This window comes from Mongoliimonas terrestris, from assembly GCF_001927285.1.
Classification (GTDB): Bacteria; Pseudomonadota; Alphaproteobacteria; order Rhizobiales; family Pleomorphomonadaceae; genus Chthonobacter; species Chthonobacter terrestris.
The window spans coordinates 43,290-55,331 of sequence record NZ_MSIG01000018.1; the positions used below are offsets into that span (position 1 = coordinate 43,290).

The following is a 12,042-nucleotide window of genomic DNA, read 5'->3' on the forward strand; positions in this document are numbered from 1 at the left end:
TCACCGTCGAGCCTTGGCGATGACGGGAGCCGCCTGTCGCTCGACGGCGCAAGACTGCCGCCGGGCGCGCGCGGACGCAAGGAACCACGTGCTGCGGCGCGGGCATCCTTTGGCAGGGTTTTGCCGGATATGGACGCCCGCTGGGGCGATCTGCCCCAGGGTCGGGGTTAACGGCCTGCCGTCACGCCGAGCGGGCGGTCGAACCGACTGCCGTCACACCAGGCCGGCGAAGCCCTCCATGGGCGCGAGGGCGCCCTTCACGCCGATGACGCGGGAGGCGACCTGATGGCCGAGGCGGGCGGCGGCGACCGGGTCGCGGCCGGCGAGGCGGGCGGCGAGGTAGCCGGCGTTGAAGCTGTCGCCGGCGCCGGTGGTGTCGACCGGCGCGTCGACCTTGACGGCCGGGACGAGGGTGTCGGTGCCGTCCGCGTGGACGAGGGTCGGTTCGGCGCCGTCCTTGGCGACGATCTCGCGCGGGCCGTAGCCGGCGATGCGGCGGACGCAGGCGGTGATGTCGGCGTCGCCGAAGAGGTCGCGGTCGTCCGGATAGGTCGGCATGGCGACGGTTGAGACCCGGTAGCCCTCGATGAGGGCCGCGCGGGCGGTGTCGGCGTCGGGCCAGAGCCGCAGGCGGATGTTCGGGTCGAAGGCCACCATGCCGCCACGGTCGCGCACGGCGGCGAGGGCGTCGAGGAGGGTCCGCCGGTGGGCGGGCGACACGATGGCGAGGGTGATGCCGGAGACGTAGGCGCACGCGACGTCGGCGAGGGCGGCGGCAAGGGCGGCCGGATCCTCGGCGAGAAGGCGGGCGGCGGCGGTCTCGCGCCAGTAGGAGAAGCTGCGCTCGTGGCCGTCGAGGTGGATGGCGTAGAGGCCGACCGGGCGGCCGGCCTTACGCTGGAGGGCGGACGTGTCGATGCCGGCGTCCGCGATGAAGGCGGCCAAGTCGTCAGACAACCTGTCGTCGCCGAGGGCCGTGACGTAGCGGACCGTCCAGCCGTCGGCGGGCAGGAGCGCGCGCACGTACCAGGCGGTGTTGAACGTGTCGCCGGCAAATCCTTGACGATAAAGGCGTTCTCCGGCGGACGAGAGTTCCACCATGCACTCGCCGATGCTTGCGAAAACCTGTGGCACGAGGCCCTCCTGATCCTGCTGGCATGGGTCCCCCGCGCATCTCCTAACCGCGGCGGACGGGGCCGTAAACCAATCTCATCATCTGAATTGCGAATAATTCATCTTATCACTTGACGAGACATATCCTGCTCGCCGATCTTCTCCGCCAACTCGCCGCCACGATCAAGACCCGATCGACGGCGGCGCGGGGGATGGTGAGGACCATCGGAGAAGACTTCGGAAGAAGAACCGGTTCGGCGCGGCCCTGTCGGCGGACGACCGGCAACGCCGGCGGAACGGGTGACAGGACGGCGCACCGGCGGTAGAGGTCGGCGGCGCCGGCTGACGGCCGCCTCGGTCCAAGGCCGGGCGGACCCGACGGCCGGCACGACGGTGGCCCCGCCCCCGAGGGGCCGCGAAGGACAGGGAGTGGATCCGTTGCTCATTCATGAAGATCGCCTGTTTCCCGCCGATCCGACCGTCCGGTCGATCGCCCGGCGCCTCTATGCGGAGGTGAAGGACCTGCCGATCGTCAGCCCCCACGGCCATACCGATCCGCGTTGGTACGCGGAGAACGAACCCTTCCCGGACCCGGCGCAGCTGTTCGTGGTGCCGGACCACTATGTGTTCCGCATGCTGCTCAGCCAGGGCGTGGCGCTGGAGGATCTCGGCGTGCCTCGGCGCGACGGCGGCCCGGTGGAGACCGACGGGCGGGCCATCTGGCGCCGCTTCGCCAAGCATTACCACCTCTTCCGCGGCACCCCGACCCGCATGTGGCTGGACCACGCCTTCGCCACCTTGTTCGACATGGACGTCCGGTTGTCATCCGACACGGCGGACCTCTATTACGACCGGATCGCCGAGCGGCTGGCGACCGACGCCTACCGGCCGCGCGCCCTGTTCGAGCGCTTCAACCTGGAGGTGATCGCCACCACCGAGGGGCCGCTCGACGATCTGCGCTGGCATCAGCAGATCCGCGACAGCGGCTGGAAGGGCCGGGTGCTGACCGCCTACCGGCCGGACGCGGTGGTGGACCCGGACTTCGAAGGCTTTGCCGCCAACGTGACGGCCTTCGGCGAGCTGACCGGCTGCGACGTGGACGCCTGGGACGGCTATCTGGACGCCCACCGGCAGCGCCGCGCCTTCTTCAAGGCCATGGGCGCCACCTCCACCGACCACGGCCACCCGTCCGCCCGCACGGCCAACCTGTCAGCCGTGGAGGCGAACGCGCTCTACACCAAGGTGCGGGCCGGCAAGGCGACGCCGGAGGAGGCGGACCTCTTCCGCGGCCAGATGCTGACCGAGATGGCCAAGATGAGCCGCGACGACGGCCTCGTGATGCAGATTCATCCGGGCTCGCGGCGCAACCACTCGCCGGTGCTCTTCGAGCGCTTCGGCCGCGACAAGGGCGCGGACATTCCCGGCCCGACCAACTACGTGAACGACCTGAAGCCGCTGCTCGACGCCGTCGGCATGGAGCCGGACCTCACGGTCATCCTGTTCACGCTCGACGAGACCGCCTATGCGCGCGAACTGGCGCCGCTCGCCGGCGTCTATCCGGCGCTCCGGCTCGGCCCGGCCTGGTGGTTCTTCGACAGCCCGGAAGGCATGGTGCGCTACCGCGAACTCGTGACCGAGACGGCGGGCTTCTACAACACCGTCGGCTTCAACGACGACACCCGCGCCTTCCCGTCCATTCCCGCCCGGCACGACGTGTCCCGGCGGGTCGACTGCGGCTTCCTCGCCCGCCTCGTGTCGGAGCACCGGCTGGACGAGGACGAAGCCCGCGAGGTCGCGCACGACCTCGCGTACGGACTTGCAAAGCAAGCCTACAAGCTCTGACCGGGGGAGGTCGGGGCGATCCAAGTGGAGGAGAGTGATACCCATGAATAGCCTCAAGTCGTTCACCGCCGCGATCGCGGTCGCGGCCGCGCTCGTCGGCACCCCGGCGTTCGCCGCCGACATGGTGCTGCGGTCCGCCGACATCCATCCGGACGGCTATCCGACCGTCGATGCGGTCAAGTACATGGGCGAGCTGATCAAGGAGCGGTCCAACGGCCGCATCGAGATCCAGGTGTTCAACAACCGCCAGCTCGGCGAGGAGAAGGACACCATCGAGCAGACCCGGTTCGGCGTCATCGACATGAACCGGATCAACCTCGCCCCGCTGAACAACCTCGTCCCCGAGACGGTGGTGCCGGCGCTGCCCTTCATCTTCAAGTCCACCGCGCACATGCACGCGGTGATGGACGGCCCGATCGGCGAGGAGATCCTGGCGGCGCTGGAGCCGAACGGCCTCGTCGGGCTCGCCTTCTACGATTCGGGCGCGCGGTCGTTCTACTCGGTCGGCAAGCCGATCAAGTCGGCGGACGACATCAAGGGCATGAAGATCCGCGTCCAGCAGTCGGACATGTGGCTCTCCATGATGGGCGCGCTCGGCGCCAACGCCACGCCGATGCCGTTCGGCGAGGTCTATTCCGCGCTGGAGACGGGCGTGATCGAGGGGGCCGAGAACAACTGGCCGAGCCTTGAGTCGTCCAAGCACTACGAAGTGGCCAAGCACTACTCGCTGACCGAGCACTCCATGTCGCCGGAGGTGCTCGTCATCTCCAAGGTGACCTGGGACAAGCTCTCGGCCGAGGACCAGGCGATGCTGAAGCAGGCCGCCAAGGACAGCGTGCCGAAGATGCGCGAGCTCTGGACCGCCCGCGAGAAGAAGTCCGAAGAGGTGGTGCGCGCCGCGGGCGTCGAGGTCTACGAGGTGGACAAGGCGCCGTTCCAGGCCGCCATGGGCCCGGTCTACGAGCAGTTCGCCAACACGGACACGCTGAAGGATCTGGTCAAGCGCATCCAGGAAACCGACTGACGACAAGCCGGGGCGCCCTCCTGGGCCCCCCTGACCAACGGATCGGGGCGCCCCTTGTCGCGGGCGCCCCGACGATCGGATCGGAGCGCCCCCAGCGAGGGGCGCTCCGGTGCCGATCGCCTCGCCGTCCAGCCTTCCGCCGAATGCAACACCCCGGAACCCAATCCCGATGCGGTCCCTGCTGAATTCCGTCTCACGCGTGACGAGCGTCCTTGCGACCCTCGCCCTCTGGCTCTCCGGCATCGGCCTCGTGGCGATGACCGGCATCGTCGGCTGGCAGGTCTATGGCCGCTATGTGCTCAATGCGACGCCCGTCTGGTCGGAGCCGATCACGCTCCAACTCATGGGCTGGTTCATCCTGTTCGGCGCCGCGGTCGGCGTGCGGGAGAACTTCCACCTCGGCCTCGACCTTCTGCACCACGTGCTGCCGAAGGCGATCGGGCGCATCATGGACATTGTTTCGCTGGTGCTCATGGTCGGCTTCGGCGCGGCGATGAGCTGGTACTCCACCCAACTCGTGATCGGCACCTGGAGCGCCACCCTGCCGGCGCTCGGGATTCCCGGCGGCTGGGACTACATGCCGCTCGCCATCGGCGGCTTCCTGATCGCCCTCTTCGCGCTGGAACGCCTCGCCGAACGGCTGGTCGGCGTCGAGCATGCGGAAGTGGTTCCGCCGGTCACGGAGGCGGTGTGATGGAACTCTGGATTCTCTTCGGCTCGTTCGCCTTCCTGGTGCTGATCGGCATGCCGATCGCCTTCTGCCTCGGCATCTCGTCCTTCATCACGGTGGTCTACCTCGGCCTGCCGCCGATCATCGTGTTCCAGCGGATCAACTCCGGCATGAACGCCTTCGCCATGATGGCGATCCCGTTCTTCATCTTCGCCGGCGACCTGATGATCCGCGGCGGCATCGCCGAGCGGCTGGTGAACTTCGCCGCCACCCTGGTGGGCCACCTTCGCGGCGGCCTCGGTCAGGTGAACATCGTCGCCTCGCTGCTCTTCGGCGGCATCTCGGGTTCCGCCGTGGCGGACGCCTCGGCGATCGGCGGCCTGATGGTGCCGCAGATGGTCAAGCGGGGCTACGGCCGCGACTATGCGGTGAACGTGACCGTGACGTCCGCCATCATCGCGCTGATGATCCCGCCGTCGCACAACATGATCATCTATTCGATCGCGGCTGGCGGCACCGTGTCGGTGGCGGATCTCTTCACCGCCGGCGTGCTGCCGGGCATCCTGTTGGCGCTCGCCCTGATGGTGACCGCCTCCGTGGTGGCCCGTCGCCGCGGCTATCCGGCCGATCCCTTTCCGGGCGGGCGGGCCATCGCCATCGCGCTCGCCGTGGCGCTGCCGGGCCTTCTCCTCATCGGCATCATCTTCGGCGGCGTGCGCTCCGGCGTCTTCACGGCGACGGAAAGCTCCTGCATCGCGGTGCTCTACGCGCTCCTGATCGCCGTCGCGGTCTACCGGCAGCTATCGTGGAGCGGCTTCATCGAGGCGACCCTCGGGGCGGTGCGGACGACCGCCATGGTGCTGCTGGTGATCGGCTGCGCGGCCGCCTTCGGTTGGCTGATGGCGTTCCTGCAGGTGCAGACCATGACGGTGGCCGCCCTGAAGGCGCTGTCGGAGGACCCGACCACCATCCTGCTCCTCATCAACGTGGCGCTCCTCCTGCTCGGCACCTTCATGGACATGGCGCCGCTGATCATCATCGCGACGCCGGTGCTCTTGCCGGTGGTGCAGGCGTTCGGCATCGACCCGGTGCACTTCGGCGTCATCCTGGTGCTGAACGCCGGCATCGGCCTGACGACGCCGCCGGTCGGCTCGGTGCTGTTCGTCGGGTGCGCGGTGGGCAAGATCACCATCCGCGAGGCGGTCCGGGGGATCTGGCCCTTCTTCGGCGCGTCGGTGGCGGTGCTGATGCTTGTCACGTACATTCCGGCGATCTCGCTCTGGCTGCCGAGCCTGTTCCGCTGAGACGCCGCGCGCCGGACCGTCGACCACGGCCCGGCGCCCTCCCCTGCCCTGATGTCGCCAAAGAGAATTCCAAGCGCATGCCCCTGTCCCTCGCCTCGCTTTCCGGCCTGCCCGTCCCCGTCCGCCGCCCCGACTACGACCGGACCGCGGTGACCCCGGGCATCGTCCACCTCGGCATCGGCGCCTTCCACCGCGCCCACCAGGCCGCCTACGTGGACGCGCTCCTGAAGGACGATCCGAGCTGGGGCATCGTCGGTGCGTCCCTGCGCTCGCCCGACACGGCGGACGCGCTCAATCCGCAGGACGGGCTCTATACGCTCGCCGTGCGCGAGGACGAGCGGACGGAGATGCAGGTGATCGGCTCCATCCTGGAGGTGATCGTCGCGCCGACCGCGCTGGAACGGCTGTTGTCCGTGATGGCCGATCCGCGGGTGCGGATCGTGACGCTGACGGTGACCGAGAAGGGCTACTGCCACGACCCAGCGACCGGCCGGCTGGACGAGACCCACGCGGGCATCCGGGCCGACCTCGCCAACCCGACGGCGCCGACGACGGCCCCCGGCATCCTGGTGGAGGCGCTCGCCCGCCGGTTCGCCGCCGGGGTCGCGCCCTTCACGGTGCTGTCGTGCGACAACCTGCCGGCCAACGGGCGCACGGTGAAGCGCATCGTCACCCGCTTCGCGGAACTCCGCGACCCGGCGCTCGGCCGCCACGTTGCGAGCGCGGTGGCCTTCCCGTGCGCCATGGTGGACCGCATCGTTCCGGCGACCACGGACGCGGACCGGGCGACCGTGACGGCGGCGCTCGGCACCGAGGATGCGTGGCCGGTGATGACCGAGCCCTTCACCCAGTGGGTGGTGGAGGACAACTTCCCGACCGGCCGGCCGAAACTGGAGACCGTGGGCGTGGAGATGGTGGCGGACGTGGAGCCGTTCGAGCTGATGAAGCTTCGGATGCTCAACGGCTCGCACTCCACGCTCGCCTATCTCGGCTATCTCGCCGGCTACGAGACGGTGGCCGACGTGATGGCCGACCCGGCCTTCGCCGCGCTGGTGACGGACCTGATGACCGAGGAGGTGATGCCGACGGTGGACGTGCCGGGCATCGACCTCGGCGCCTATCGCGATGCCCTCGTCCGCCGCTTCCGCAACCGCGGCCTGAAGCACCGGACGTGGCAGATCGCCATGGATGGCAGCCAGAAGCTGCCGCAGCGTCTGCTCGGCACGATCCGGGCACGGCGGGCGGCGGGGGCTTCGATCGACCGGCTGGCCCTTGGGGTGGCAGCCTGGATGGCTTATGTCAGAGGGATCGACGAGAAGGGCCAGCCCATCGACGTGCGCGATCCGCTGAGCGGCCGCCTGCGCCTGATCGCGGACGCCGCCGGCACCGACGCGGACGCCCTTGCCAGCGGGCTCCTGGCGGTGACGGACGTGTTCGGGACGGACCTTCCCGCCGACCCGACCTTCCGGTCCGCCGTCACGGCGGCGCTGACGCGGCTTCTGGAGGCCGGGTCCGCCGCGACGGTCGCCGCCGCAGCCCGGATACCCCAAAGATGAACGCCATCGCGAAGTCCCCCCGCGTCCTCCGCCTCAACCCGATCGACAACGTGGTCGTGGCGCTCGACGCCATCGAGCCGAACACGCCGGTGACGGGCCTCGTCGCCCGCAACCGGATCCCGAAGGGCCACAAGCTGGCGGCCGCGGGCATCCGGGTGGGCGAGCCGATCCTGAAGTTCGGCCAGATCATCGGCTTCGCCAGCCAGCCGATCGAGCCGGGCGAGCACGTGCACGTGCACAATGTGGAGATGCACGCCTTCGAGCGCCACGCGGAGGCGGCGGATCTCGCCACCGTTTCGGCGCCGACCCTGGCGCCGGCGACCTTCGAGGGCTTTCGCCGGCCGTCCGGCAAGGTGGGCACCCGCAACTATGTCGGCATCCTCACCTCGGTGAACTGCTCGGCGACCGTCGCCAAATACATCGCCAAGGCGGTGGAGCAGTCCGGCATCCTGGACGGGTTCGAGAATGTTGACGGGGTTGTATCGCTGGTGCACGGCACCGGCTGCGGCATGGCCGGCAAGGGCGAGGCGTTCGACGTGATCGAGCGCACCCAGTGGGGCTATGCGACCCATCCGAACTTCGGCGCGGTGCTTCTGGTGGGCCTCGGCTGCGAGGTGTTCCAGATCCCGCGGCTGAAGGAGCGATACGGGCTGGTGGAAGGCCCGCACTTCCGCACCTTCACCATCCAGGAGACGGGCGGCACGCGCCGGTCGATCGAGATGGGCGTCGGCGCGGTGAAGGAGATGCTGGCGGTCGCCAACGAGGCCCGACGCGAGACGGTGCCGGCGAGCGAGCTCACTGTCGGGCTGCAGTGCGGCGGCTCGGACGGCTATTCGGGGCTGACCGCCAACCCGGCGCTCGGCGTCGCGGCCGACCTGCTGGTGGCCCAGGGCGGCACGGCCATCCTGTCGGAGACGCCGGAAATCTATGGCGCCGAGCATCTGCTGACGGCCCGGGCGGAGACGCCGGAGATCGCCGCAAAGCTGATGGAGCGGATCCGCTGGTGGGAGGACTACGCCGCCCGCAACGACGGGGACATGAACAACAACCCCTCCCCCGGCAACAAGGCCGGCGGCATCACCACCATCCTGGAGAAGTCGCTGGGCGCGGCGGCCAAGGGCGGCACCTCGCCGCTTCGCGGCGTCTACCGCTATGCCGAGCCGGTGGACCAGCGCGGCTTCGTCTACATGGACAGCCCCGGCTACGACCCGGTTTCGGCCACGGGTCAGATCGCGTCGGGGGCCAACCTGATCGCCTTCACCACCGGCCGCGGGTCCGCCTTCGGGGCGAAGCCGGTGCCGTCGATCAAGCTTGCCACCAACTCCGACCTCTACGCCCGGCAGACCGACGACATGGACCTCAACTGCGGCGACGTGCTCGACGGCGTGTCGCTGGAGGCGAAGGGCCGGGAGATCTTCGACACGCTGCTGGCCGTTGCGTCCGGCACCCCGTCGAAGTCGGAGGCGCTCGGCTATGGCGACGCGGAATTCGTGCCTTGGCAGATCGGCGCCGTGATGTGATATCGGCAGAACCGCCCCGGCCGGTGCGCAATCCGCTCACCTGCCGGGGCCGATACCCCGCGGGGGACCGCCCGTCCGGAGTGGCTTGATGAGCAAGATCGCGGCGACCAAGGCGAAACCCAAGCGCGCCGAGCGGGTGATCGACACGCTCCGCGGCCGCGTGGTGAGCGGCCTGTTGCCGCCCGGCAGCAAGCTGCCGACGGAGGTGGAGCTGATCAAGGAGTTCGGCGTGTCGCGCACGGTGGTGCGCGAGGCGATCGCGGTGCTGGCCGCCGACGGGCTGGTGCAGGCGCGCCAGGGCGCGGGCGTGTTCGTGCTGGAGAAGCCGCGCGACGGGCTCGGCCTGATGCCGGACCTGCCGAACCGGCTGACCGCCGTGCTCGACGTGCTGGAGGTGCGCATGGCGGTGGAAATCGAGGCCGCGGGCCTTGCCGCCCAGCGCCGCACGGGCGCCCAGGAGGCGGAGATCCGCGAGGCGTTCGAGCGCTTCAACCAGGACCTGGAGGCGGGGCTTCCCACCGGCAACGCGGACTTCGCCTTCCACAGGGCGATCGCGGAGGCGACCAACAATCCGTATTATGTGGAAATCCTGGACGTGCTCGGCCGGCGCACCATCCCGCGCGATCTCGTCTCGATCGCGGCGCCCGAGTACGTGCTGTCGAAACCCTATCTTCAGACCATGCAGGCCGAGCACGCGGCCATCCTGGAGGCCATCGCGGTGTCGAACCCGCACGGCGCGCGCGACGCCATGCGCGATCATCTGGCCCAGAGCCAGCGGCGGTATCAGGTGCTGTTCCAGAAGACCGCCGGCACCCGCAGCGCCGCCGCCGAACGGGATCTGGCGGCGACACTGGGGTGAGGCGGCGGACAAGCGCGAAAGTCGTCTGACGATTGGCTTTCCACAGAGGTCCGTCAGCGCCGTTCGGCTTGGGGTGGCGCACGGCATCACATTTGAAAAGCGCCGTTCGGCGATTGCCTCTCGCCCTGCCCTCGATTAGTATAATGACTACTAAAGTCATCATACGAATTGGAGCGCTCGCGCGATGCACGTTGAAACCCGTCAGGCCGTGGACCCGGTCCGCGCCAAGTCCCTCGACACGGAGGCGCTGCGGGCGGCCTTCCTGGCGGAGGGGTTGTTCGAGGCGGGCGAGATCCGCCTCGTCTACTCCCACTACGAGCGGCTGGTGGTGGGCGGCGTGGTGCCGGAGGGTGGCGCGCTGACGCTGACGGCCACCAAGGAGACCGGCACGGCGAGCTTCCTCGCAAGGCGCGAGATGGCGGCGCTGAACATCGGCGGCGCGGGCCGGATCACCGTCGGCGGAACGGCGTTCGAGGTCGGGCCGCGCGACGTGCTCTACATGGGCATGGGCGCCGGCGAGGTGACGTTCGAGAGCGTGGACGGAGCGCGCCCGGCGCGCTTCTATCTGGTGTCGACGCCCGCGCACGCGGCCTACCCGGCCAAGCTCCTGAAGATCGCCGACGCGCGCAAGCTGGAACTCGGCGACGCCAAGACCGCCAACGTGCGGACCATCTACCAGATGGTGCACCCGGACGTGTGCCAGAGCTGCCAGCTGGTGCTCGGCGTGACGGAACTCGCCGCCGGCTCGGTGTGGAACACCATGCCGCCGCACGTGCACGACCGCCGCTCGGAGGTCTATCTCTATTTCGACCTCGCCCCCGGCTCCAAGGTCATCCACCTGATGGGCGAGCCGAACGAGACGCGCCACCTTGTGGTGGGCGACGGCGAGGTGGTGCTTTCGCCGCCCTGGTCGATCCACTGCGGCGCCGGCACGGGGGCCTACACCTTCTGCTGGGCCATGGGCGGCGACAACATCGACTACACCGACATGGACCCGGTGACCCTGGAGGTGCTGAAGTGACCGCCCCGGCGATGTTCGACCTCTCCGGCCTTCGGGCCGTGGTGACCGGCGCCAACACCGGCATCGGCCAGGGCATCGCGCTGGCGCTCGCGGAAGCCGGCGCCACGGTGGTGGGCGTCGGCCGGTCGTCCATGGACGACACGGCGGCGCGGATCGCCGACGTGGGCGGGCGGTTCCAGGCGGTTCAGGCGGACCTTTCCGCCCCGATGGCGGCGGCCGGCGTGCTGGACGACATCGCGGCCGGGCACGGGCCGGTGGACGTGCTCGTCAACAATGCCGGCATCATCCGACGGGCGGAGGCGGTGGACTTCACAGAGGCCGACTGGGACGCGGTGATGGACCTCAACCTGAAGTCCGTCTTCTTCGCCGCCCAGGCGCTCGCCCGGCGGGCCATCGCGGAAAACCGGCCGGCGAAGATCATCAACATCGCCTCCATGCTGTCCTTCCAGGGCGGCATCCGGGTGGCGAGCTACACGGCGTCGAAAAGCGGCGTCGCCGGCCTGACGAAGCTGCTCGCCTGCGAGTGGGCGGGCAAGGGCATCAACGTCAACGCCCTCGCGCCCGGCTATGTGGAGACCAACAACACCGAGGCGCTGCGCAAGGACCAGGAGCGGTCGTCCGACATCCTGAAGCGCATCCCGGCGGGGCGCTGGGCCCGGCCGGACGACATGGGCGGCGCCGCCGTCTTCCTCGCCTCGCGGGCCGCCGACTACGTGCACGGCATCACGCTGCCGGTGGACGGCGGCTGGCTGGCGCGCTGAACGATCTGCAGGAGCATCCCCCAATGGCGAAATACCACGACGACCTCTTCACCGGGCCGGAAGGCAACGAGTGGACCCCGACCGAGCCGGGCATCCGCCGCCAGATCCTGGTGCAGAACGACCAGATGATGATGGTGCGGGTGACCTTCGAGAAGGGCGCCGTCGGCAGTCTGCACAACCATCCGCACATCCAGGCGAGTCTGGTGGAGGACGGTGCCTTCGAGGTGACCATCGAGGGGCGGACCGAGCGGCTGGAGAAGGGCGGCACCTTCATCGTGCCGACCAACGCCATGCACGGCGTGGTGGCGCTCGAACCGGGCGCGCTGATCGACGTGTTCACGCCGCGGCGCGAGGAATTCCTGGGCTGACCGC

Annotated in this window: 11 protein-coding genes; 10 read left to right on the plus strand and 1 reads right to left on the minus strand. The window is 69.5% G+C overall.

All coding sequences use genetic code 11. The features are described from left to right. Positions 1–213: 213 nt before the first annotated feature. Complete coding sequence (locus BUQ68_RS19595) at positions 214–1,134, minus strand: sugar kinase (RefSeq protein WP_075217713.1); 921 nt, start codon at positions 1,132–1,134, stop codon at positions 214–216. 417 nt (positions 1,135–1,551) lie between these two features. Here BUQ68_RS19595 and uxaC point away from each other — a divergent pair, with 417 nt between their 5' ends. The 10 genes from uxaC to BUQ68_RS19645 all read left to right on the plus strand — a co-directional run bounded on the left by uxaC (position 1,552) and on the right by BUQ68_RS19645 (position 12,038). Next, a complete protein-coding gene (gene uxaC, locus BUQ68_RS19600) occupies positions 1,552–2,955 on the plus strand; it encodes a glucuronate isomerase (protein ID WP_075217740.1) in 1,404 nt (467 codons plus the stop codon). Positions 2,956–2,998: 43 nt separating this feature from the next. After that, a complete protein-coding gene (locus BUQ68_RS19605; RefSeq protein WP_075217714.1) occupies positions 2,999–3,979 on the plus strand; it encodes a TRAP transporter substrate-binding protein in 981 nt (326 codons plus the stop codon). 169 nt (positions 3,980–4,148) lie between these two features. After that, a complete protein-coding gene (locus BUQ68_RS19610; protein WP_075217715.1) occupies positions 4,149–4,673 on the plus strand; it encodes a TRAP transporter small permease in 525 nt (174 codons plus the stop codon). Then, entirely contained in the window at positions 4,673–5,953 is a 1,281-nt protein-coding gene (locus BUQ68_RS19615) for a TRAP transporter large permease (protein ID WP_075217716.1), read from the plus strand. Before BUQ68_RS19610 ends, BUQ68_RS19615 begins: the two co-directional genes overlap by 1 nt. Before the next feature lie 77 nt (positions 5,954–6,030). Further along, entirely contained in the window at positions 6,031–7,509 is a 1,479-nt protein-coding gene (locus BUQ68_RS19620; protein WP_075217717.1) for a mannitol dehydrogenase family protein, read from the plus strand. Then, complete coding sequence (locus BUQ68_RS19625) at positions 7,506–9,029, plus strand: UxaA family hydrolase (RefSeq protein WP_075217718.1); 1,524 nt, start codon at positions 7,506–7,508, stop codon at positions 9,027–9,029. The genes BUQ68_RS19620 and BUQ68_RS19625 overlap by 4 nt, the downstream gene beginning before the upstream one ends. Positions 9,030–9,117: 88 nt before the next feature. Next, complete coding sequence (locus tag BUQ68_RS19630; RefSeq protein WP_075217719.1) at positions 9,118–9,888, plus strand: FadR/GntR family transcriptional regulator; 771 nt, start codon at positions 9,118–9,120, stop codon at positions 9,886–9,888. A gap of 184 nt (positions 9,889–10,072) precedes the next feature. After that, positions 10,073–10,909, plus strand: coding sequence for a 5-dehydro-4-deoxy-D-glucuronate isomerase (gene kduI / locus BUQ68_RS19635; protein ID WP_075217720.1), 837 nt, complete (start codon positions 10,073–10,075; stop codon positions 10,907–10,909). Between the two features lie 11 nt (positions 10,910–10,920). Beyond that, positions 10,921–11,670 (plus strand): 2-dehydro-3-deoxy-D-gluconate 5-dehydrogenase KduD, encoded by a 750-nt coding sequence (gene kduD / locus BUQ68_RS19640; RefSeq protein ID WP_075217741.1) that lies wholly within the window; start codon positions 10,921–10,923, stop codon positions 11,668–11,670. Positions 11,671–11,693: 23 nt separating this feature from the next. Next, positions 11,694–12,038: a cupin domain-containing protein gene (locus BUQ68_RS19645; protein WP_075217721.1), complete on the plus strand. Its 345-nt coding sequence runs from the start codon at positions 11,694–11,696 to the stop codon at positions 12,036–12,038. Positions 12,039–12,042 lie beyond the last annotated feature (4 nt).